Genomic DNA, 22,345 nt, shown 5'->3' with positions numbered 1-22,345 from the left:
CTCTGTGCACTGTGAACCGTCAATGCTATATTACCGGGTTTCTGCCAGCTTCTGACGGCGGCGTAGTTGCGGAAACATCACCATCCATAATCCCACGACCACAATAGTACCTATCCCCCCCAGTACTGATGCCGGGACCGCACCAATGGCACTGGCCATGACTCCGGTCTCAAACTCGCCAAGCTGATTGGAAGTATTGATAAACACAGAGTTCACTGCATTGACCCTGCCCCGCATTTCATCCGGGGTATCCAGTTGCACCATCGCACCACGAATCACCATGCTGACCATATCGAAGCCGCCTAACGCCACCAGCGCCAGTAGTGATAACACCACATTATGGGATAAGGCGAAAACCAGGGTAGCCAGACCAAAACCAGCAACGCAGCCAAACATGATCATCCCGGTATGTTTCTGAAAACTGGTACGGCTGATCCAGATACCGGTGATCAATGCCCCCACAGACGGCGCGGCGCGTAAGGCGCCCAGGCCCCAGGCTCCGGTATGCAGCACATCATGGGCAAAAATGGGAAGTAATGCCGTAACGCCACCTAATAACACCGCGAACAAATCTAAAGAAATCACACCCAGCACATCTTTGCGTTTAAATATGAAATCCAGTCCGGCAAACAGGTTTTTAAACGTCATCGGCAGGGCTTTCACAGCCTCACGTTCATAACGCAGGTTCCGGATAAACAGTAGTGAAATGACATAGGCCACTGCCGCAGTACCGTAAGCTGCCAACGGAGAGATGACGTACAGTATTCCCCCGGCCATTGGGCCCGCAATCACCATGGCTTCACGAAAGACCTGGGTGGTGGCCATTCCCTTTGGCAATAATCCCGCAGGTAACAGCGCAGGCAATAATGACGTCATCGACGGGCTTTCGAAAGCACGGGCCAGTGAGAACAGGAACACCAGTGTCAGTAATAATGTGGTGCTGCCGGGCGCATACAACGGCAGTAAAGCCAGACCCACAACCGACAACAACTCCACCGTCTGACCACCGATGATAAGCGTCTTACGGTTGTACTGGTCGGCCAGATGGCCGGCCGGGAGTGCCAGTAACACCGACGGGACAAACTGCATCAGTCCAATCATCCCCAGCATAAAAGCACTGTGGGTCATGGCATAGAGCTGCCAACTGACGGCCAGAGAGATAATCTGAAAACTGAGTGTCGAACAGGTTTGCGCCACTAAATAACAGCGGAAACCATGATGATGAAAAATACGTGACGAAGGCTCTCCGGAGGAAGAGTCCATAGCAAAACTCCAGATTAATATGCAGGATTATTATTAGCAGGCAAGAATAACGCATCCATTCATATAAACTAAATAACAGAGCCGCATAATTTATTCTGTCACCGCACAAATTGGCGAAAACCCAGCTACCGGGATCTTATTACCGTGTTTTTTTTCATAATTTCCTGACTAACCGGGCATTTCAGCTATGCTTAGACGGTGTCTGATAACCCTGGAATAATTATGGAGAAGCAGCATGAGCAATGATAATAAACCTAAAATAACAACTACCGACGCTGGGATCCCTGTAGCCAGTGATGAGCACTCTTTATCGGTCGGTCCGGACGGTCCGCTGGTATTGCACGACCATTATCTGATTGAACAGATGGCGAATTTTAACCGGGAACGAATTCCGGAACGCCAGCCCCACGCCAAAGGCAGCGGCGCATTTGGTACCTTTCAGGTCACCGAAGATGTCAGCCAGTATACCCGTGCTGCACTGTTCCAGCCTGGTGTCAAAACCGATGTAGTGATGCGGTTTTCTACCGTGGCCGGTGAACGTGGCAGCCCCGACACCTGGCGAGACCCACGCGGGTTTGCCATTAAATTTTATACCACTGAAGGTAATTACGATTTAGTGGGAAACAATACCCCGGTTTTCTTTATTCGCGACCCGATGAAGTTTCAGCATTTCATCCGCTCCCAAAAACGTCGTGCTGATAATAACCTGCGTGATAATGAAATGCAGTGGGACTTCTGGACGTTATCTCCTGAATCGTCACACCAGGTGACCTGGCTGATGGGTGACCGTGGTATCCCTAAAAGCTGGCGTCATATGAATGGCTATTCCAGCCATACCTATATGTGGGTGAATGCGGCCGGCGAGAAATTCTGGGTGAAGTATCACTTTAAAACCCACCAGGGCGTAGAGTTTCTAACTCAGCAGCAAGCCGATCAGCTAGCCGGGGCGGATGGCGATTTCCATGTCCGTGATCTGTTCAATGCCATTAAACAAGGCGAATACCCGCAATGGACGCTGTATATGCAAATCATGCCGTTTGCTGAGGCCGAAAATTACCGGTTTAATCCTTTCGACCTGACCAAAGTCTGGCCACATACCGATTATCCGCTGATTAAAGTGGGTACCCTGACCCTGGACCGCAATCCGACCGATAACCACGCACAGATTGAACAGGCGGCCTTTGAACCGAATAATCTGGTGCCAGGCATCGGGCTGAGCCCGGATAAAATGTTGCTCGGTCGGGTATTTGCCTATGCGGATGCTCATCGTGCCAGACTGGGCGTAAACTATAAGCAAATCCCGGTCAATGCTCCACAATCACCGGTACACAGCTACAGCAAAGATGGTGCGATGCGGATGACTCCGGTGAGCGATCCGGTCTATGCTCCTAACTCCAAAGGTGGCCCAAAGGCGGATGGTGATAACTACCCTACCGACTCATCATGGCATGCCAGTGGTGACCTGGTACACCAGCCTTACAGGCTGCATGCAGAAGATGATGATGTGGGCCAGGCCAATACTCTGATTAATCAGGTCATGGATGATGCGGCCCGGCAGCGTCTGGTCGATAACGTCAGCGGACATCTGCTTAATGGCGTCGAAGAACCGGTGCTGTCACGGGCATTTGACTACTGGCGTAATATTGACAGCGAAACAGGTGACAAGATTGCCGCGAAGGTAACGGCAGCACGGGCCTCTGGTAAAAAATAGACCGTCACCCTCCGGCCGACCATCAATCTCCGGCCGGGGGAATCGTCCCAATATCCAGTAAGCGAATACCCTGTTCACCAATTTCTGCTGAAGACTCCGAGACACAAACCCACTCTTCAACCCGTTCACTGAGTTGCGTTTCGCTGAGCCGGTTTTTTCCCTTCATGGCACACTCCCAGATAAGCAGTACCGTCCATCCCTGCTGGTGTAATTTCATCAGATTCTGCTGATCACGCACCACGTTGCGACCAATTTTATTCCGCCAGAATTCGCTGCGGGTCGCCGGTAGTTTATATAAACCACAGTGGTGGCGGTGCCAGAAACAACCATGGGTAAATATGATTTTTTTTCTGTCTGGTAGTACAAAATCCGGACGACCTGGCAGTTCCCTGACCTGTTGAGTTACCGCAATCCCCAGCGACTGCAGCAACTGCAACAGTTGCTTTTCTATGCGGGTCCCCTGCGGACGTATGGCACGCATATTTTTGCTACGGGTGGCGGAATCGTGAACATCGGCCATGATGACTCTCCGGGTCTGCAATCTGACGGCGCCCTGTAACAAGGTCACGGGGCTGAAAACTCGAAACAGCTAAAAGCTTAAGCCTCTTAATCCCGGCAACTGTTCCGAAATAGAATAAATCAACAGCTTAGCGATTAAGAGTGGCCTGTAATATTAAGTTACTTAAGGTTTTCCTAATCTTCATCTTTCACAATACGGCGAAAATAATCCTGTCTGGTGAATCGATGTCCTATTCTCTGTTCAAACGACCGCAACTGAGTCGTTTAAGCTTTGTATTGCTGTTCGCGGCTTATATCAGCCTGTGCCTGAATATTGCCTATTACCGGCAGGCCTGGAAACTCGTCCCATTTGACTCGCTGTCTCACGGACTATTTTTCCTGTCTATGCCGCTGGTGGCCTTCAGTGTTATTAACATACTGCTCAGCCTGTCATCCTTTCTCTGGTTAAGCCGCCTGCTGGCTTCCCTGTTTGTGATGGTCAGTGCAGCAGCACAATACTTTATTATTCACTACGCCATTGTGTTAGATCGCTCGATGATAGTGAATATGCAGGATACCACGGCGTCGGAAAGCATGGCGTTGTTGACCCCGCAAATGGTTATCACACTGCTGTTAACCATTGTTCCGCCGGTGATCCTTGCCTGGTGGATAAAATTTCGCCCGGAAAAATCGGTGTGGCGAAGTCTGGGGAAACGCGCGCTAAGCATTATTATCAGTGTGGCCTGTATCGTACTGGTCGCGACGTTTTTCTATAAGGATTATGCTTCGCTGTTCCGTAACAATAAAGAACTGGTGAAAAGCCTCAGCCCTTCTAATACCATTGTGGCAATGCTGTCCTGGTATAAACATCAGCGGCTGGCACATCTGCCGCTGGTACATATTGGTGAGGATGCACACCAGACCCCGTTGATGCGTCAGGGTAAACCGAATCTGACCATTATGGTGCTGGGTGAAACCTCAAGAGCACAGGATTTCTCATTGTCCGGCTATAACCGCGACACGAATCCACGGCTGAGCCAGGACCAGGTCATTTACTATCCTCATACTTCTTCCTGTGGCACCTCGACCGCAGTGTCTGTGCCCTGCATGTTTTCAAATATGCCGCGGATTAAGTATGACGATGAACTGGCCAGCCATCAGGAAGGCGTGCTGGATATTCTGCACCGTGCCGGTGTCCAGGTGCTGTGGAATGATAATGACGGTGGATGTAAAGGCGCCTGTGACCGTCTGCCGCATCAGGATATGACAGCCCTGAACTTGCCGGGTCAGTGTATTGAAGGTGAATGTTACGATGAAGTGCTGTTCCACCAGATTGAAGATTACATCAGCCATTTACAGGGTGACGGGATGATTGTGCTACATACCATTGGCAGCCACGGACCGACCTATTATAACCGGTATCCCCCACAGTTCAGAAAATACGTTCCTGACTGCCAGACCAATCAGATTCAGAGCTGTTCCCGTGAACAACTGGTCAATACCTACGACAACACGATACTGTACGTCGACTATATTGTTGATAAGGCGATTAAACTCCTACAATCACATCAGGATAAATTCACCACCAGCCTGGTCTATCTGTCTGACCATGGCGAATCGCTTGGCGAGAATGGCGCCTGGCTACATGGTATGCCCTATGCTATCGCCCCTGCCCAGCAGACCCATGTACCCATGTTGTTATGGTTATCACCGGATTATCAGCAGCGTTATCATATCAGTCAGACCTGTATGGAGAAACTGAGCCAGAGCCAGCACTATTCCCAGGATAATCTGTTTTCCACGTTACTGGGTTTGTTTGGTGTGGAGACCACGCAATATCACCCGTCAGATGATTTATTACAGCCCTGCAGGAGCAGCCAATGAAAATACTGATTGTCGAAGATGATGCTTTATTGTTGCAGGGGCTGATCATTGCAATGCACGACGAGGGGTACACCTGTGATGGTGTGACCAGTGCGCGCGAAGCGGAACAGAGCCTGAAAGCGTCTCAGTACAGTCTGGTCATACTCGACCTTGGCCTGCCGGATGAAGATGGCATTCACCTGCTGCTGAGGCTGCGTCGCCAGAAGGTCAGTCTGCCGGTGCTTATTCTGACAGCCAGGGATACCCTGAGTGACCGGATTATCGGGCTGGACAGCGGTGCTGACGATTATCTGATCAAGCCTTTTGCCCTGGAAGAGCTAAACGCCCGTATCCGGGCATTGATCCGTCGGCATAATAACCAAAGTATTAACCTGCTGACGGTGGGGGATCTTTCGTTGGATACTACACATCGCCAGGTGTTTCGCGGGGGGGAATTACTGGAACTGACCCCCAAAGAGTATGCTTTGCTGGCCAGACTGATGATGAAAGCCGGCAGCCCGGTGCACCGTGAAATCCTGTATAACGATATTTATAACTGGGACAATGAGCCGTCCACCAACACACTGGAAGTGCACATCCATAATCTGCGCGATAAAATCGGCAAAACCCGCATCCGTACCGTACGTGGTTTCGGCTATGCATTACTTAAATAACCGCACTGTCTGTTGAGGCACCGGCAACGTTGAAAAAGAATCCTAAACCTACCACACTGCGTCGCCGGCTGCTGATCACTATCGGTGCTATTCTGCTGTTTTGTCAGGCCATTTGTGTCCTGTGGCTATGGCATGAGAGTAAAGAACAGATTGACCTGCTGGTGAAGGGCGTGCTGCAGCATCAGAATGAACAATCGCATGTCGAAAAGGAGATCCACGAAGCGGTTGCCAGTCTGGCCCTGCCCAGCCTGATTATGATTTCTGTGGCCTTACTGTTGTGCTGGCAGGCAGTGAAGCGTATTACCCGACCACTGACTGAGTTACGCTGGCATCTGGAAAAACGTACTGAATTTAACCTGCAACCGATTGAGTACCAGAGCGCCATTCTGGAAGTAGATGCCGTTATTCATTCGATAAATGAGATGGTCGAACGGATGACCGCTACCCTGGAGCGAGAGAGGTTATTTACCGCCGATGTGGCACATGAGTTGCGCACCCCACTGGCCGGTCTACGATTACATCTGGAACTGATTGCAAAACAGCAACATATTGATATGTCTGCTCTGATTCTGCGCCTCGATCAAATGACTAATAGCGTTTCACAACTTCTGCAACTGGCACGTATCGGCCAGTCATTCGATGCAGGGAGTTATCAGCAGGTACCGTTGGTCAGTGCCGTGACTCAGCCACTGCGTGACAGCTTGCTGACTATGATTAAGCTGCGTCACCAGCAACTGATTCTCCCCGAGCCACCCGCTGATTTTACGGTGAAAGGCGACCCAACCCTGATTCAACTGGTGGTACGTAACCTGGTGGAAAATGCTTACCGGTACAGTCCGGAAAATACGACACTACAGGTCAGTGTTCAACAGGTGAGCGCAGAAGATGGCAGCCCACAGATTGAACTGGCGGTGGAAGATGAAGGCCCGGGCATTGATGAGAGTAAAGCCGGTGAACTGAGTAAGGCATTCAGCCGGATGGACAGCCGATATGGCGGTATTGGACTGGGTTTAAGTATTGTCTCCCGTATCTGCCAGTTGCATGGTGCCAGTTTTCATCTGGCTAACCGCACCGACAGACAAGGATGCCGGGCAACAGTCAGATTTAAAGTCCCGGCGACCAGAACAACCTAATAACTACTGAACCAGACCACCAGAAAAGTCGCCACAACACACAAACTCAACAATGTGGCACTTAATTCAGAAAAAGAAACAGCAATAGCTTTGTTCATCATACTCTCCTGTCTGGTTTGTCAGGAGAGTATCGCCGCTAAAAATTAAGGAAATATTAAGAGGAGATAAAACTTCTGTTTGCCATCCGGATTAGCGTCCCGAAAATTCCGCTTTGGCTTTTGCCAGTTGCTGCATAAAGGCGGGAGAAGTATGTAGTGTTGCCACAATCGCCGAGGCCACAATCCGTGCGGCGTCTACATCACTCTGCCAGTGATAACCACAAATGACCCGACTTTGCCCCAGTTCATAGCCGCGTTTCAGGATCTCATTCTGCCGCTGTGGATTAATTTCTGCCAACACCAGAGCTGTCGCCCAGCCGATGGAAGTATGTCCGGAAGGATAAGATCCGTTAGTGGAAAGTTCACCCTGCTGACGGGTATTACAGGTGGCCACCTGATAGAAAGCAAAAGGCCGAATCCGCATATAGTATTGTTTGGCCGAACGCGTCGCCAGGTCACCGGCGTCTTCGATCATATTGGTCAGTAACTTATGCAGTTGAGGGGTATCTTTTGCCGTGATATTGCGGCCAAATGCCGCCGAAAATGCAGTAGCAATGCCACCACTGTCCAGATTGGCATCATCAGCAGCCTGACGTCCGCGTGGCGTATTACGCAGTAAACGCCCCTGCTCATACATGGCCTGATCGTTTAAAAAAGCGATACTGCCGATAGCCGGCGGAGGTGGCAACAGAGCCAGACTATCAATGGACTGGCTGTTGGTAAGGTAATAGAGATTGGGTTTGGTGGTGGCATCATCCCCTGCGGGAGTGACTGCCGCGGCTGCGGTGGTACTGAAAAGTAAAGCGGAAATCAGTAACGCTGTCGTTTTTTTTGTCATTATTAAGTCCTGTTATCGGTACATTCCCGGAGAAAGATAACGTTACCATGTCACGTTTTCCCGGTTCTCATGTACCGATCACAGTTCAATACAACGGCTTTACTCCGCTAAAGAATGATATTGATGTTTGCCGTAAGATAAAAATCAAATGTCGTCACTCTCAGGAGTGATCAGTATCTGGTGATCGGTCAGTGTCATCCCCTGCCCGCAAAAATCTGCCACCATAAAGGGCACAGTGCTTGCGCCATCCAGTAATCCTCGCAACGTGACAAACTGTGTGTTATGGCGGGTGTCAAGGCTTCCCCGGTGGTCGTGTCCATGAAAACTGGCTACCACCCGGTGGCGGGTTAGCAGGTCAGCGATTTGCTCGCCATTCCACAGGCGATGGATACCCGCAGGCGCCAAAGGGAAATGGCCTAACACTATCACCTGTTGCTGCTGACGATGTGCTTGCGTTAACTGCTGTTCAATCCACAGATACTGCTGCTGGCCAATACCCCCATTCCAGGTTTGCGCCTGCGGTTCGCGGGCAATAGTGAGAGCCGCATAGAACTGCTCTGCCTGGCGGCGTTCTTCGGGTTGTGCCGAAGTGGCATAAAAACTGATATCGTTGCCATCCAGCGCCAGTAACCGGTAATTGTCGGTCTGCAAGGCAAAATAATGCTTAGGTAGCGGCAAGACCGGTGAATGACGTTCCAACTGACGACTGATCACTGCCGCATCATGATTACCGGTGATAAACAGATGCGGGTGTTTCAACTGATCATAGAGCGGTAGTATCTGCTGATAATCCTGCCATTCGCGATCCACAATATCCCCCAGCGTCACCACCAGATCGAGATCCATCGCATTCAGTTGGCTGAACAGTGCCGGGAGTTTTTTCAGCGCCGAGGGGTAATACAAGCCTTTGCCATAATCGGGGCTGATATCAGCAAACTGTGGATCGGCCAGCAGAGCAACTCTTAACCGCTTCGGTTGTTTTTCAGTGATATCCGGTAACTGATAGACTGGCGCGATATCTGCCAGCGCCTGGCGTTGGGCAGCACTTAACTCACACATGCAATACTCCGGTTAGCGGATCCCTGCCCGCATAAATGACTGAACAAACTGACGCTGAAACAGCAGAAACATCACCAGTAACGGTGCCGAAGTCATCAGAGTCCCGGCACTAATCAGCGCCCACTGAATCCCCTGTTCCGGCGCAGAAAACAGCTGTAACCCCACCGTCAGCGGTCTGACGTTAACAGAATCGGTGATCACCAGCGGCCAGAGAAAATCGTTCCAGTGGAAGCTGACAGACACCAGAATAAATGCGACATACACCGGAAAGGCCAACGGAACATACACTCGCCAAAGGATCATCATCCGGCTGGCCCCCTCAATAATGGCAGCCTCTTCCAGCACCAGCGGGATACTCTTGAAGGTCTGACGCAGCAAAAAGATGGCGAAAGCCGAGGCAAAATACGGTAAAGCAATCCCGGTGAGAGTATCCCTGAGCCCCAGCGCGCTGATGGTTTTGTAGTTATTCAGAATCAATACATCGGGGCTTATCATCAGTTGCAGCAGGATCAATGCAAAAATAAAGCCGCCGCCTTTTAACCGGAACCGCACCAGCGCATAAGCGGCCAGGGTCGCCAGCACCAGCTGAGCCGAGACAATCAGCAATACCTGTAAAGTGGTATTAATAAAGTACTGAGCAAAAGGTGCACTGTGCCAGGCGGTGACAAAGTTTTGTAACGTCAATGGCGACAACAGCCGGAAACTGGCCTGATCGCTGACCGGATGAAAGGCAACCCACACCGCAATGAGAAGTGGCAGCGCCCAGAAAAGCGCGCCGGCCCCGATAAGTAAATTCACCAGCAGGGTTAGTCCGGAACGGCGGGAAGCACGTCCGGAAACAGCTATTGATACCATGCGCGCTTGTCCATAAAACGAAATTTGAGGATGGCGACCGTTCCAAGCAGCACCAGCAGCACCATGGTCATGGCGGCCGCAGAGGCGGTATCCCAGAAACTGAAGGCCGTCTGATAGATATAAAACAGCAGCAGGCTGGTACTGTTATCCGGACCACCATTGGTCATGGATATCACCTGATCAACGATACGAAACGCATTCATCGTGGCATTGATCAGAATAAATAAGGTGGTGGGCATCAGCAGTGGCCACTGAACCCGCCGAAAAAAATATCCTCTGCCTGCACCTTCCACCCTGGCGACTTCCGCCAGCCGTGGGTCGATCTGCTGTAAACCGGCCAGGTAAAAAATCATAAAAAAACCCGCTTCCCGCCACACTGTCACAGCCATCAGGCAGTACAAGGCGCTGTCCGGATCCCCGAGCCAGTTATGTGCCGGTAAGCCAAACCAGGCCATTAGCTGGTTTAACAGACCCGTTTGCGGCGAGTAGAAAAACAGCCACAGATTGGCAATCGCCACCATCGGCAGTAACGCGGGCATAAAAAAGACCGTTCTGACCCAACCGTCACCTTTCATGCCGCGATTGACCGCCATCGCCATCAGCAATGCCAGTATCACCGAGGCCGGGATGGTAATCAGTGCATATTTCAGGTTGTTGATAAGTGACTGGCGGAACACATCATCACTAAATACCGACAAATAGTTAGCTGCCCCGACAAACTTGCCGGGGGTTGTGCCGTGCGGAGCACTTCTCAGGCTGTCCCACAACGTTGCCAGTGCGGGATAGTGGGTAAATGCCAGCAGAAACACCAGCGCCGGCATTAACAGCAGATAGCCATAGAGTTGGGTTCTTAAGGCCGATGCTGACCTCAGTGTCCTGACAGAGTTGAGCGCGGAGGTTAACTGTGTCATTGGTAGCGCTTCAGTATCCGGTCAGCCTGCTGCTGGGCCGATTCCAGCGCCTGCGGGGCTGTTTTACTGCCGGTCACAACCGCTTCTACGGCATGGTTGAGCAGTTGCTGAATCTGGACACTGTTATAAGTCGATAACTCGGGCTGTGAGTATTTCAGCTGATCGCGGGCTACCAGCGCCTGAGGGAACTGTTTAACATATTCCTTCATCTGCGTGGTTTCCCAGGCCGCCGGAGAGGTTGCCACATAACCGGTGGCAATGCTCCAGCGGGCAGCCTGTTCAGGTGCCGAGACCCAGCGCATAAAACTCAAAGCCGCCTGCTGTTGTGCCGGAGTGGCTCCTTTAAACAGATAGAGGTTACCGCCGCCGGTCGGGCTGCCACGCTGGGTTTTTTCCGGCAGCATTGCTACACCAAACGGAAATTTTGCGGTACTACGGACGGTGCCGAGGTTACCGGTGGTTGTGACCATCATGGCGGTTTTACCTTCGAGGAAGTCCTGCGGCGTCGTTCCCCAGTTGATGGCACCTGGCGGGGAAATACCATATTGACTCGCCAGAGCGTGCATCCAGCTAAGTGCCTGTGCTGTTTGCGGTGTATTGAAGGTCACCGCTGTCCCTTTGTTATTATCGAGCGTAGCGCCATTGGTCGCCGCTATCGCCTGCAAAACCCAATAACCAATTGGCGTAGAGGGAAGTTCGATTCCCCACTGGCTAACCGTATCGCCCTGCTTTACTACCAGCTTGCGGCCAAATTCTTCGACCTGCTGCCAGGTTTGCGGGGGTGTATCCGGGTTCAGACCGGCTCGTTTAAAGGCGTCTTTGTTCCAGTACAACACCACCGTGGAACGCTGGAAAGGGATACTCCAGACCTTGCCGTCGATATGACGGATAAATGCCGGATAGAACCCGTTAATCCATTTTTTGCCTTCGGCATCATTCGCCAGATCAGACACCGGGATTATCGCACCGGCATCTTTCAACGAATAGACCTCAATATCGCCTATCACTGCCAACTGTGGCGGATTGCCTCCACGAAAAGCCGTCAGGGCTTTAGTGACAGTGGTCGCATAATCTCCGGTGTAGACCGGTTTAATCACGATATCCGGATGAGTCTTTTCGAAATCTGACACCAGCCCGTCAACCGTGGCGGTGATTTTTCCACCGACAGCTATCGGATAATACATTTGCAGGGTGACCGGTTCAGCCGCGCAGGCACAACTTGCAGCCAGCAGTGCCGCCATCAGCGACAGACGTAATGGAGCCATAGTTTCCTCAGAATGTCAGAGAATGAACAAAGTTTAATTAAGTTAAGAAAACGCATGCAGAGCCACGCCCTGATCGGTGGTCGTCACAGGTCCTGCAATCCTCAGGCCGGTAAGACGATCGAACCGATATTCTGCCTGCGCCTGCCAGTCCAGCCCTGCCAGCGTGCCTGGCGTGAAATGACGAAGTCCGTTCATTTTCACGGTCAGAATCGCCTGACTGCCCTCTGGCCGACACTGGATTCGCGTATCAGCGCCCATGAACTCATGGCTGATAATGGTCACCTTCAACCGACCCTCGGCGGGTGCCGTCAGTGTCAGTGCCTCGGCCCGAAGACCCAGGGTGACAGATTCAGCCTCTGCTGACCCGGGTGGAAAACAGCGCTGCGGGTGTACCAGCGACAAAGGAAACAGATTCATCGGCGGAGCTCCGATAAATCCGGCAACAAACTCAGACGCCGGTTGCAGGTAAAGATCTGCGGGTGTTCCCAGTTGTTCGATACACCCCTGATTCATCAGCAGGATACGGTCAGCCATACTCATGGCTTCGGTCTGGTCATGGGTGACGTACAACATGGTCAGACCGAGTTTTTGTTGTAACTGACGGATTTCACGGCGCATCGTCTGGCGTAAACGAGCGTCCAGGTTCGACAATGGCTCATCCATCAGGCAAAGTTTTGGGCGGGCAATAATGGCCCTGCCAAGGGCTACCCGCTGTTGCTGGCCCCCGGAGAGCTCACCGGGCTGGCGGTCCAGATAATTCCCTAATTCCAGTAATTCAACCACTTCGTTCAGCCGTTGCTGAAAGCTCTGTCTATCTTCACGGCGCGCCCGCAGCCCGAAAAGCAGGTTCTCGCGTATGCTCAGATGCGGGAACAGTGCGTACGACTGAAATACCATGGCGAGTTTGCGCTGTGAGGGAGGTAAGTGACCGACTTCCTGCTGTTGCAGATAAATCTGTCCGTGGTCAGACGTTTCCAGTCCCGCGAGAGTGCGGAGCAAAGTCGTTTTGCCACAGCCCGACGGGCCGAGGATTGCCAGAAATTCGCCTTCTGCCACCTGGAAGCTCATATCATTGAGGATGACTCTGTCTCCCCGGGTGGTCTGTAGCTGATGTAATACCAGATAAGTCATAAAAATATCCGACGAAAAAGATACGCAGCCAGGCTACGCGCATCTGATGTCAGACAGGTGAACATAAGATGTCAGTTTTATGACGGATAAAACGGGGATAGTTTACAGGATGATACCTGCTCCGCCGGTGACCGGCGGTTGCAGAATTTCAGAGGAATAACATACATCAGGGGGTAACATGTCACCGGTGGATCACCGGTGTGACTCAGTACTCAGATTAATGACCTGCCCAACATTGCTTCCAGGGTGCGTAAGGGAGAATACTGTGGGCTGACCATATCTTTCGCGGGTAACAAAAAGGTTTGTTCCAGCATAAACTGTCCTGACATTGCCGCATGAGGTGTCTGGTCAGAAAAGCAGATCCAACTGCTGCCGGGCGGAAACTGCACTTCAATCTGAGCGCCTGACTTCTGGTAGTCCTGATCTGCCTTCATCGCATCATGCAGGCCCAGCATAATATGATCATACCGGGTCCGGTAACTCTTAGTAATGCCCAGTTTTTGCTGAACCCAACAGCTTAGTGCGTGATAGCGTCCAACCTGTGGCAGGAATTGTTTAGCCAGCGACGGGAACGGCTCACCGACACGCCAGACACGGGATTCACCGTGAGGGTTAATGTTGGTAAAGATTCGTAATATCCGCTCCCCCTGAATAGGGCGTGAAGGGAAAGCATCGACATGCAGACGGCTGTCATCTTTTCGCCATGAACTGCCTTTTTTCCAGACCGCGACAGGATGAACCCGCAGGGTGTTTATCGGGGTATGCAGAACCGGAACATAGGCGGGCAGCAAACCGGAGATCAGTCGGTTGCAGGCCTGATAATGGCGTTGCAATAACGTACGGACCACTTTCTCATCGGCTTTATTCGCCACACCGAACAGCTGCTCACTTTGGGCACGGTAGCTGATATTTTTACGACCAGGTTCAACCGTTTCTTCCTTTAATAGCAACCGTTCTTCGTCAGTCAGCGGAAAACCTAGCTGAGGCAGGCTAAGTACCGCCCCTTGTTCCAGCGCTGTCAGCGCCTGGCGGCTAAAGTTTTCGCCCCCTGCCCAGTCATTCAGAGGCAACGTAAGGATAACATCGTCATAACGCAGCTGATTTTTCAGCATTGTTGACTCCTTGTTTAATAATCTTATGAAGCAAAGAGTAATAGAGTTTAATTGATAATGGAAAGCCAAAAATGCGAGTTAATCGCATTTGGGTAAAATACAGACAACCGGGCTATCGCGAGTGGCCGCAGTCAGAGGTGGGCAATACCGCACAGGAAGATTCGATAAAGGGCCGCCTGAATGACGGCCGGGTGAGGATCAGGCGCGTAATTCTTCGTAGCTGACCATCACATGCTCACGGTAGGCCGGCCGTTCGGTGAGTCGCTGATAGTAGCCGGCCAGTGCCGGAAGTTCCGGACGCTGAAAATCCAGGTCAAAATAACGATACAGTGTATGGCCGAACTGAATATCCGCCAGAGTCAGATGTTGCCCCGCCAGATAGGGCTGGTGACTCAACTGTTGCTCTGCAATCTTCAGAAAATGCACCAGTTTCTGCACACCGGCAGTCAATGCCTGGATATTGCGTTGTTCTGCCGGGGTACGCACCAGGACCCAAAAAACAGGGGCGGTAAAATTCAGGGCAATATTAATCTTTGACCACTCCGCCCACTGGTCGACAACGCAACGCTGACGAGCCTGAGTCGGCCAGAAGTTTTCATCGCCATAGAGAGCGGCCAGATAACGCAGAATTGCCCCGCTTTCCCACAGTGGCTCTCCGCCATTCACCTTAATCACTGGCACTGTGCCGTTAGGGTTCATGGCAAGAAATTCCGGAGTATCATTACCCCCAAAACGGTGTCCGATATCGTAACGTTTGTAGTGCTGACCCAATTCTGCCACAGCCCACATTACGGCCTGTACATTGGACGAGGTTTTACGTCCCCAGATTTCTATCATTACAGCCTCCGGTTAACCAGAAATTCGGATAGTTACTGCGGTTGTCTGGCCGCGGCTGATCGTTTCTTGCCTGCGGTTCGGGTCGCCAACCAGCACACCAGTGACCCCAGGCAAACCATCGCCGTCCCCTGCCAGAAAGAGAGTGTCAACGCAGAATGCAACATTACTGAGGCCAGTAGTGAGGAAAGTACCGGGATAAAATAAGACACGGTGGCCAGCAGACTGGCATTGCCGTGCAAAATTCCAATATTCCATGCTCCGTAACCCAACCCCATGGCTAACGCTGCCAGCACCAGACTGACGGTGGATGGCACAGAAAAACTCATCCCGACATCCGCAGTGAACAGGTATTTCACCCACAGAGTCAGGGCCGTCAGAATAAAGAAAAAGGTAATTCCGTTGTTACCGCCAGCCAGCTTTTGCGTCACCACACAATATACCGCCCAGATGATCGCCCCGGCGAACGCGAGTCCATAACTTAACGGGTTAACACTGATATTCTCTGTGATTTGTTGCCAGGACGGCGGCTTATCCCCCGACAGCACCAGCAAAATACCCGCCAGTGAGACCACTATACCCGGGACCATCATCCAGTGAACCCGCTGCCGGTTGACAATGATACCTAACACCACGGTCATGGCCGGCCACAGATAGTTCACCATCCCCACTTCAATAGCCTGTTGCGCATTCTGAGAATACCCCAGAGATAACGATAAACAGACCTCATAGCTGACAAACAATGCCGGGCCAATCATCAGATAAGCACGAGAAAATGATTTCAGCTTCGGAAAACCCGCCGTGAACAGCAGTACCAGAGCACTACAGGTATAAATCAGGGCAGCTCCTGCCACGGCACCAAAACCTTCACTGACATGTTTGATTAAACCAACGTTGGCACTCCATAACAGGATAGCAACTAAGCCAGTCAGCGTCGCTTTAGCGGAATTCATTAAATATTCTCATCATTCAAACGCTACCACTACCAGCAAAGACCAGCGGTCGCCGACCTGCAGGACTAAGAGGTCGCGGAGGCTCTGTTAATTTCTCAGATGCACAAGAGTATCCGCCCCCTGCATCACTGTCACGCTTTTCATAATAGTTTTATTAGCGCTGCATCGACGGTGGTGGGGCCGCCAGGATGGTTGCCGGGAGGTGCAGATTCGAACAACGATCTCACAGAAACTGAAAGCATTGCGCTCCCTGGCCGAAACCTTTATTGTGCCTGCGCCGGTGGGCAGAACGGTGCTGCCGGTAAGTCCGGCCTAATCAACCGTAGCCCTGTTTACTGAGAACTTATGAGCTTACTTTTACATTTCATCGACCTGTTTGGCACCTTCGTGTTTGCACTAAGTGGCGCGACGGTCGGCGTCAGAAACCGCTTTGATCTGTTCGGTGTTTTCGCTCTGTCATTTGTCACCGCCATCGGCGGTGGATGTATTCGCGATCTCTGCCTGGGGGCAACCCCACCTGCCGGACTGGTTAACATTGAGTATTTTGGCTGTGTGATCCTGGCCATCACCCTGCTCTCTTATTTTCAGAAGCTGGTGTTTTCCTTTGAAAAACCGGCCATGTTTTTTGATGCTCTCGGGCTAGGTTTCTTTGCCGCCTTTGGGGCCAATAAAGCCTGGTTATACACCCAAAATGTTGAATTCTCCATACTGATGGGCTGCATCAGCGCCGTGGGCGGCGGTTGTCTGCGTGATGTACTGGTCGGTAAAACTCCGGTAATTTTTACCAAAGAAATTTATGCCAGTGCTGCCCTGATTGGCGCCGGTATTGAACTGCTGGGTTCCGCCGGCATTATCCCTGAGCAATACAGTATCTGGCTGTCTATTGTGGTCTGTACCCTGATCAGGCTGCTGTCACTGAAGTACAACATCACACTGAAGACTATCGCGAATAAATATTTTTAAGCGTGGCGTCGGGCTTTAACCATTAGTGCCGGAGCCGGTGAATCAGACTGGTCGTCTGAAGTTGAAATTGTTAGTTTACCGCCACAATTTTATCCCGTTGGGATGTTTGATATTTCAGAGGTGGTTTACATGAATATTGTTGAGATTGCCAAACAACGCTTCACTAGCAAGGCCTATGACTCAGAGAAAAAACTGACGCCAGAACAGCACCAGCAATTGCTGGATTTATTACGTTACAGCCCGTCATCACTGAATCTGCAACCCTGGCATTTTTTTTGCTGTCACCAGCGATGAAGGTAAAGCTCAGATTTTACCCGGCATCCGAGAGTTCAATGCAGCTAAGGTGCAGAACGCCGCAATGGTGGTCGTGTTTGCGACGATTAACCAGTTAGATGATCAGCACCTTGCTGCCGTACACGCACAGGAAACCAAAGATGGCCGGTTTAAAGACCAGGCCAGTGCTGACGCTCAGGATAAGGGGCGTCGTCAGTATATTGAGGCCTTTACCGGTGATGATGAGAGTAAGCGTCACTGGCTGGAGCATCAGGCTTATATTTCGCTGGGTTTTCTGCTGCTGGGGGCTGCCGCTATGGGCCTGCATGCGACCCCGATCGAAGGTTTTGATCCTGAAAAAATGGATGAAGTGCTGGGCCTGAAAGAGAAAGGCTTGCATAGTCTGGTGGTCGCTTCAGTCGGTTTTAACAGCGAAGAAAAAGACTTCAATGCACAACTGCCGAAATCCCGTTTCAGCGAACAGGATGTGATTACAAATCTGTAATCAGGTATCCCCTGCCGGACGGCAGGGGAAGCCGGCACTCTGGTACCGTTGCCCTCCCTTCATGTTAACAGATTGTATTTTTCTCTCCCAATCACGACATAATCCACCTCCTTCCCCCTTGTGACGGAGATATTCTGTCAGCCTGATAAGTTTTTTTTATCCCGCCCCTTTCTTCCCGGTGAAAAAAGCGCTTTCATATGTTGGTGATCCGTAACGCTATCGCACTGCCTCCGCAGAAACGCTACGGGACGCTGCTTCCGGCAGTATCACCTCAATCCGTCCACAGGCATCAAAGCAAAATGAAGAATAAAAGGCAGAAAGGATAGATGAACAACCGTCAGGAGCTGATCCGCAAGCTGCATGAAATCGCGGGAGACAAGCAGGTTTTAGTGAGCGAAGATGACAAAGCATTTTACACCAAAGGATTCCGTATCGGTCAGGGGGAAGCCCTGGCTGTCGCACTCCCCCAGACCCTGTTACAGCTCTGGCAGCTTCTGGAAGCCTGCGTCGCAGAAGATGTGATTATTCTGATGCAGGCCTCGAATACCGGGGTTACCGGGGGCTCAACCCCGGACGGTAATGACTATGATCGCGATATTGTGATCATTAGTACCCGGTTACTAAAAGGGGTTCAGATTATTGACAACCATCAGCAGGTGATCGCCTTCCCTGGCACCACTCTGACTGAACTGGAAGATGCTCTGAAACCACTGCACCGTGAACCCCACTCCGTGATTGGTTCCTCCTGTATCGGCGCATCAGTGATTGGCGGCTTGTGCAATAACTCCGGCGGGTCACTGATACGTCGTGGCCCTGCCTTTACCGAAAAGTCACTGTTTGCCCGCATTACTGAAGACGGCAAACTGGAACTGGTCAATCATCTGGGGATTCACCTCGGGGATACTCCCGAAAGAATGATTAATGCCCTGGAAACCCGCGATTATACAACCGGTGATGCCGATGACTGGCAGGGTAAAATCTGGGCGGATGACTACGCCGAACAGTTGCGCGATACCGAATCAGCCTCTCCTGCACGGTTTAATGGCGACGTCCGCTATTTACACGACAGTGCCGGGTGTGCCGGTAAACTGGTGGTATTTGCGGCACGGTTACCGACCTTTGAAGCCAGTGAAGCTACCAAAACCTTCTACATCGGCAGTAATGACGAAACCGAACTGGTAGAACTGCGTAAATTTCTGCTGGAAAAGATGGAAGAGCTCCCCCTGCAGGCCGAATATATCCATGCAGGAGCTTTTGACCTGACGTTGCGTTATGCCAAACATATGTTCCTGGCGATACGTAAACTTGGCCCGCAGGCTATTCCCGGCCTGATGGCCAATAAAGCTCGCTGGGATGTGCGGGTTAAACACGCCCGGGTGCTGCCGCATAATTTCGTCGATAAGCTGATTCAGGGCTTCAATCAGATTACCCCGTCGTTTGTTGCCCCACGGATTATGGCCTATCGCCAGCGCTTCGTTCATCATCTGATGATCAAAGTGGAAGAGCGCCAGTCTGCACAACTGACTGCCCTGTTGGAAGAGTTTTTCAGCCATCGCCCCGGTGAATATTTTCTGTGTGATGAGCGGGAAGCCACAGATGCGTTTCTGGTACGTTTTGCCGTCGGTGGCTGCACTATCTCTTATTGTGACTATCTTGGGTACAACACCAATGAGCGGCTGATCGCTTTTGATGTTGCCTTACGCCGAAATGACACGCGCTGGCGTATTGACCTGCCTCCGCACCTGGCAGCCCAGGTGCAGGCCGATTCCTGCTGTGGTCACTTCTTCTGCTTTGTCAATCATCAGGACTATGTCCTGAAAGCAGGTGTTGACGCGAAGAAATTTAAACAGGATGTGATGGATTATCTTGAACAACGGGGTGCCCGCTATCCGGCTGAACACAATGTCGGGCACCTTTACCACGCATCCTGTGAGCATGCTCAGCACTGGCGTGAACTTGATCCTACCAATACCTGCAACCCTGGCATTGGAAAGACCAGCCGCAAAAAATTCTGGGCGGAATAAGGGCTGTCAGGGCGTACCCGTGGATTTTTACTGCACAGGACGCCCGCAACTGAGTTGTATCGCCTCTTCGGTATGCGCAGCCCAGTAGTTGTGCAGTTGTTGCAACCGGACAACCGACGGGGTTTGTTCCTGTTCAGGGCAGGCCGCAGCGCGGATTAGCGGATCAAGCTGTTCCATCGCCCGCAGAATTGACCGGTGATGATGTAATGGCTGAGGTGCATTGACTTGCGGTGCCTCTGCCAGTTGTTCTACCTGTGGGGTCATCCGGCTGAAAAATTGCTGACACCAGAGGGACAGCTGTTGGCAATCGTACCCCGGAGACTGCAGCACACACAGTATACCCGGAGTATTGATAAACTGCTGATAGTGGCAGGAAACCACGTAACCCACCGAAAGCTCTTCGCGCAGCCAGTGATAGAACGCAGGCTGGTAGAGGGCAGCTAACGCTTTGGCAGCCACAATATCACCTTCTGTCCCGCCGGGTAATGGCATAAAGAACAGCAGGCCATTATCGCCGTGGCTCTCTGGCTGGTGCAGGCTGCGACCGGCGCAGACTGTGCCGGGCGGTGTCTGCATCGGTGCCGGTACAGGGAGACGTTGCTGTAAAATTTCACTGAGCCTCGAAAACAGCGCCAAATCGCTGCACCGGATAGCACCTGACCAGTCAGGGCATTCTGCTGTAGAGGCCAGCATTGACGGAAATTCCGCCAGCAAGCGGCGAATCAGGATTTGCTGTGGGTCACTGGATTCTATAACAAGGTCTGTCGGCCAAAGCTTCGCCAGCCAGAGACATACTATTTCCGCATCTTTCGCTTTCGCCACCGACACCGTCAACCAGTTCACACCATGCAGGGATATAATTGCGGCCTCTCCTCCGCAATGGCGTGCGAGGCTGAACACTGGCTGTAAAATTTGTGCTAAGCGCGCGGCCTGTGCCGCGCTCAGGACCGTGCCCTGCACCGGACGCATCACTATCTCTACCTGAGCCCCCGTAGCCCTGAAATGTCGCCATCCCTGTGGTATCGCGGCGGAATGGCCTGTCGCTGTTTCAGGTGGCGCAAGCATCTGCGGATAAAAGACAAAACCGTTGTCCGGTAAAACGCCGCAATCACCGGACAGGGTCTGGGTTTCTGTCACACAAGGAAAACCACAGGCACTGTGCACAGCACTGTTCAATCGATCGCAGGTCTGTAATTCATTCGGTGGCTGCGCTAATAATGCCAGTGCCAGCGGGTAGACAGGCTTATCTGACACAGCCTGTCCGCTGACTATTCTGCGGATTTGCTCCATCGGGCTCAGTAAGCAGAACTGACGTTTAGCCAGTTGCTGATAGTGAGCAACCCGTTCAGGGGATAATTCCGTCACTTGCTGCAGCCAGAGCTGCCATGCCGCCGTCAGCCATCCCGCCGGCAGAGGCGTCGATGCCGGACGTATCAGATGCACCATCAGCCAAAGAGTTCCTGTGGCGCTACTGATAACTTCCAGGGTCATTTCCCGACAAACCCCCTGCTCAGTCCAGTGGTGACGAAGTGAGCCGGGGGCTGCATCTTCAAATAGTGCCTGTAGCAGCGGAACCGCTGCCAGCAGTTCTCCCCCGGGGTCGGCAACCACCATCTCCAGACAATGATGGACATCCCCGGGCAGTTGCAGCAACTGCCCGGGATATAGGGCCCGCGAAGCCACAGGGAAATCTGCAGCAGCGACATCCCCGGGCAGAGATGGCTGAGAGGGCATCGTCAGTTCGGGCAGAGATTGCAGGATCTGTTGCAGTTCTGGCAGCGTGAGAGGGGCTCGTATCGTCAGCGTCAGCTTATCTGCCCGATAATGCTGTCGGAAAAAATCATCCAATGCCTGCAACAACGCCGGTAAATCACCGGACAGTGTACGGTGATTTCCGACCACAAAACGGTGGTAAACCGTCGGTGAGCTGACACGTGAGTGGAAAAAAGCCCCCATCAGGGTACGGGCTTGCTGGCTCAGTAACTGGTACTCAGCCTCGATAACGCGGGTCTCACGTTCGGCCGTATCCGCAGCGAATACCGGTGCATTAACCATATCCAGTAACCGGGCCAGCCCCCCCTGTAAATCCTCGACCCGACAATCGAAATAGAAGAGAGTCTGACTCAGACCAGTGGTGGCATTGACTCTGCCCTGACGGGCAGAAATCCATGGCATCAGCCGCCCATCTCCCTGAAATCCCTGACCACTTTGAAATAGCAGGTGTTCCAGTAAATGAGCGAGCCCGGGCCAGCGTTCCGGTTCATGAAAGCTGCCCGCCGGGGTACTGAGGCACGCCGAAGCCGCCGACAGGTCCGGCGCGGCAATCAGACGGACCGTCAGTCCCTGACTGAGAACCCGGGTAATGCCATGCTCCGTCATCGG

Annotated in this window: 20 protein-coding genes; 8 read left to right on the top strand and 12 right to left on the bottom strand. The window is 52.1% G+C overall.

Annotation, left to right across the window (positions count from 1 at the left end):
* Nucleotides 1-30: 30 nt before the first annotated feature.
* Nucleotides 31-1,263, bottom strand: a complete 1,233-nt coding sequence (locus HA49_RS03720) for an MFS transporter (protein WP_046791662.1) — start codon at nucleotides 1,261-1,263, stop codon at nucleotides 31-33.
* Between the two features lie 235 nt (nucleotides 1,264-1,498).
* Here HA49_RS03720 and HA49_RS03715 point away from each other — a divergent pair, with 235 nt between their 5' ends.
* Complete coding sequence (locus HA49_RS03715) at nucleotides 1,499-2,974, top strand: catalase (RefSeq protein WP_038020594.1); 1,476 nt, start codon at nucleotides 1,499-1,501, stop codon at nucleotides 2,972-2,974.
* Nucleotides 2,975-2,996: 22 nt separating this feature from the next.
* Here HA49_RS03715 and HA49_RS03710 read toward each other — a convergent pair whose 3' ends face one another.
* Entirely contained in the window at nucleotides 2,997-3,494 is a 498-nt protein-coding gene (locus HA49_RS03710; protein ID WP_038020593.1) for a very short patch repair endonuclease, read from the bottom strand.
* Between the two features lie 224 nt (nucleotides 3,495-3,718).
* Here HA49_RS03710 and eptA point away from each other — a divergent pair, with 224 nt between their 5' ends.
* From eptA to pmrB, 3 genes are read left to right on the top strand one after another with little or no spacing between them, the layout of a single operon-like run.
* Complete coding sequence (gene eptA / locus HA49_RS03705; RefSeq protein ID WP_038020592.1) at nucleotides 3,719-5,356, top strand: phosphoethanolamine transferase EptA; 1,638 nt, start codon at nucleotides 3,719-3,721, stop codon at nucleotides 5,354-5,356.
* Nucleotides 5,353-6,009, top strand: a complete 657-nt coding sequence (pmrA, locus tag HA49_RS03700; protein ID WP_038020591.1) for a two-component system response regulator PmrA — start codon at nucleotides 5,353-5,355, stop codon at nucleotides 6,007-6,009. Before eptA ends, pmrA begins: the two co-directional genes overlap by 4 nt.
* Nucleotides 6,010-6,038: 29 nt before the next feature.
* Nucleotides 6,039-7,142, top strand: a complete 1,104-nt coding sequence (gene pmrB / locus HA49_RS03695; RefSeq protein ID WP_038020590.1) for a two-component system sensor histidine kinase PmrB — start codon at nucleotides 6,039-6,041, stop codon at nucleotides 7,140-7,142.
* Between the two features lie 189 nt (nucleotides 7,143-7,331).
* Here the strand turns inward: pmrB and phoC are convergent, their stop codons facing one another.
* The 9 genes from phoC to yddG form a co-directional block, all read right to left on the bottom strand.
* A complete protein-coding gene (phoC, locus tag HA49_RS03690) occupies nucleotides 7,332-8,078 on the bottom strand; it encodes an acid phosphatase PhoC (RefSeq protein ID WP_046791661.1) in 747 nt (248 codons plus the stop codon).
* Between the two features lie 144 nt (nucleotides 8,079-8,222).
* Nucleotides 8,223-9,137, bottom strand: coding sequence for a metallophosphoesterase (locus HA49_RS03685; protein ID WP_038020589.1), 915 nt, complete (start codon nucleotides 9,135-9,137; stop codon nucleotides 8,223-8,225).
* A 12-nt stretch (nucleotides 9,138-9,149) separates the two neighbouring features.
* Nucleotides 9,150-9,992 (bottom strand): carbohydrate ABC transporter permease, encoded by an 843-nt coding sequence (locus tag HA49_RS03680; RefSeq protein WP_046791660.1) that lies wholly within the window; start codon nucleotides 9,990-9,992, stop codon nucleotides 9,150-9,152.
* Nucleotides 9,980-10,903 carry a carbohydrate ABC transporter permease gene (locus tag HA49_RS03675; RefSeq protein WP_084706358.1) on the bottom strand — a complete coding sequence of 308 codons (924 nt, stop codon included), beginning with the start codon at nucleotides 10,901-10,903 and terminating at the stop codon, nucleotides 9,980-9,982. The genes HA49_RS03680 and HA49_RS03675 overlap by 13 nt, the downstream gene beginning before the upstream one ends.
* Entirely contained in the window at nucleotides 10,900-12,168 is a 1,269-nt protein-coding gene (locus tag HA49_RS03670) for an ABC transporter substrate-binding protein (RefSeq protein ID WP_038020588.1), read from the bottom strand. The genes HA49_RS03675 and HA49_RS03670 overlap by 4 nt, the downstream gene beginning before the upstream one ends.
* A gap of 42 nt (nucleotides 12,169-12,210) precedes the next feature.
* Nucleotides 12,211-13,299 carry an ABC transporter ATP-binding protein gene (locus HA49_RS03665; RefSeq protein WP_046791659.1) on the bottom strand — a complete coding sequence of 363 codons (1,089 nt, stop codon included), beginning with the start codon at nucleotides 13,297-13,299 and terminating at the stop codon, nucleotides 12,211-12,213.
* Nucleotides 13,300-13,511: 212 nt separating this feature from the next.
* Entirely contained in the window at nucleotides 13,512-14,411 is a 900-nt protein-coding gene (gene kdoO, locus HA49_RS03660) for a Kdo hydroxylase KdoO (RefSeq protein ID WP_046791658.1), read from the bottom strand.
* 198 nt (nucleotides 14,412-14,609) lie between these two features.
* On the bottom strand, nucleotides 14,610-15,248 hold the full coding sequence (locus tag HA49_RS03655) for a glutathione S-transferase family protein (RefSeq protein ID WP_038020587.1): 639 nt from the start codon (nucleotides 15,246-15,248) through the stop codon (nucleotides 14,610-14,612).
* A 32-nt stretch (nucleotides 15,249-15,280) separates the two neighbouring features.
* Nucleotides 15,281-16,198 carry an aromatic amino acid DMT transporter YddG gene (yddG, locus tag HA49_RS03650; RefSeq protein WP_038020586.1) on the bottom strand — a complete coding sequence of 306 codons (918 nt, stop codon included), beginning with the start codon at nucleotides 16,196-16,198 and terminating at the stop codon, nucleotides 15,281-15,283.
* A 345-nt stretch (nucleotides 16,199-16,543) separates the two neighbouring features.
* Between yddG and HA49_RS03645 the strand changes: the two genes are divergently transcribed.
* The 4 genes from HA49_RS03645 to dld all read left to right on the top strand — a co-directional run bounded on the left by HA49_RS03645 (nucleotide 16,544) and on the right by dld (nucleotide 19,963).
* Nucleotides 16,544-17,161: a trimeric intracellular cation channel family protein gene (locus HA49_RS03645; protein WP_038020585.1), complete on the top strand. Its 618-nt coding sequence runs from the start codon at nucleotides 16,544-16,546 to the stop codon at nucleotides 17,159-17,161.
* A gap of 129 nt (nucleotides 17,162-17,290) precedes the next feature.
* Complete coding sequence (locus HA49_RS21730; protein ID WP_245610147.1) at nucleotides 17,291-17,455, top strand: nitroreductase family protein; 165 nt, start codon at nucleotides 17,291-17,293, stop codon at nucleotides 17,453-17,455.
* A 49-nt stretch (nucleotides 17,456-17,504) separates the two neighbouring features.
* Nucleotides 17,505-17,939, top strand: coding sequence for a nitroreductase family protein (locus HA49_RS03640; protein ID WP_425427703.1), 435 nt, complete (start codon nucleotides 17,505-17,507; stop codon nucleotides 17,937-17,939).
* Between the two features lie 326 nt (nucleotides 17,940-18,265).
* Nucleotides 18,266-19,963, top strand: coding sequence for a D-lactate dehydrogenase (gene dld / locus HA49_RS03635; RefSeq protein WP_038020584.1), 1,698 nt, complete (start codon nucleotides 18,266-18,268; stop codon nucleotides 19,961-19,963).
* A 27-nt stretch (nucleotides 19,964-19,990) separates the two neighbouring features.
* On the opposite strand, the gene pqqF is transcribed toward dld, so the two are convergent.
* On the bottom strand, nucleotides 19,991-22,342 hold the full coding sequence (gene pqqF / locus HA49_RS03630) for a pyrroloquinoline quinone biosynthesis protein PqqF (RefSeq protein WP_038020583.1): 2,352 nt from the start codon (nucleotides 22,340-22,342) through the stop codon (nucleotides 19,991-19,993).
* Nucleotides 22,343-22,345 lie beyond the last annotated feature (3 nt).

The organism is Tatumella morbirosei, from assembly GCF_000757425.2.
GTDB classification, from domain to species: domain Bacteria; phylum Pseudomonadota; class Gammaproteobacteria; order Enterobacterales; family Enterobacteriaceae; genus Tatumella; species Tatumella morbirosei.
Note: the sequence above shows the minus strand (reverse complement) of the source record. Positions and strands in the feature narration are given on the sequence as shown.

Coding starts and splice junctions, on each gene's coding strand:
- HA49_RS03720 (WP_046791662.1), bottom strand. CDS start 1,263: ATGGACTCTTCCTCCGGAGAGCCTTCGTCACGTATTTTTCATCATCAT.
- HA49_RS03715 (WP_038020594.1), top strand. CDS start 1,499: ATGAGCAATGATAATAAACCTAAAATAACAACTACCGACGCTGGGATC.
- HA49_RS03710 (WP_038020593.1), bottom strand. CDS start 3,494: ATGGCCGATGTTCACGATTCCGCCACCCGTAGCAAAAATATGCGTGCC.
- eptA (WP_038020592.1), top strand. CDS start 3,719: ATGTCCTATTCTCTGTTCAAACGACCGCAACTGAGTCGTTTAAGCTTT.
- pmrA (WP_038020591.1), top strand. CDS start 5,353: ATGAAAATACTGATTGTCGAAGATGATGCTTTATTGTTGCAGGGGCTG.
- phoC (WP_046791661.1), bottom strand. CDS start 8,078: ATGACAAAAAAAACGACAGCGTTACTGATTTCCGCTTTACTTTTCAGT.
- HA49_RS03685 (WP_038020589.1), bottom strand. CDS start 9,137: ATGTGTGAGTTAAGTGCTGCCCAACGCCAGGCGCTGGCAGATATCGCG.
- HA49_RS03680 (WP_046791660.1), bottom strand. CDS start 9,992: ATGGTATCAATAGCTGTTTCCGGACGTGCTTCCCGCCGTTCCGGACTA.
- HA49_RS03675 (WP_084706358.1), bottom strand. CDS start 10,903: ATGACACAGTTAACCTCCGCGCTCAACTCTGTCAGGACACTGAGGTCA.
- HA49_RS03670 (WP_038020588.1), bottom strand. CDS start 12,168: ATGGCTCCATTACGTCTGTCGCTGATGGCGGCACTGCTGGCTGCAAGT.
- HA49_RS03665 (WP_046791659.1), bottom strand. CDS start 13,299: ATGACTTATCTGGTATTACATCAGCTACAGACCACCCGGGGAGACAGA.
- kdoO (WP_046791658.1), bottom strand. CDS start 14,411: ATGCTGAAAAATCAGCTGCGTTATGACGATGTTATCCTTACGTTGCCT.
- HA49_RS03655 (WP_038020587.1), bottom strand. CDS start 15,248: ATGATAGAAATCTGGGGACGTAAAACCTCGTCCAATGTACAGGCCGTA.
- yddG (WP_038020586.1), bottom strand. CDS start 16,198: ATGAATTCCGCTAAAGCGACGCTGACTGGCTTAGTTGCTATCCTGTTA.
- HA49_RS03645 (WP_038020585.1), top strand. CDS start 16,544: ATGAGCTTACTTTTACATTTCATCGACCTGTTTGGCACCTTCGTGTTT.
- HA49_RS21730 (WP_245610147.1), top strand. CDS start 17,291: ATGAATATTGTTGAGATTGCCAAACAACGCTTCACTAGCAAGGCCTAT.
- dld (WP_038020584.1), top strand. CDS start 18,266: ATGAACAACCGTCAGGAGCTGATCCGCAAGCTGCATGAAATCGCGGGA.
- pqqF (WP_038020583.1), bottom strand. CDS start 22,342: ATGACGGAGCATGGCATTACCCGGGTTCTCAGTCAGGGACTGACGGTC.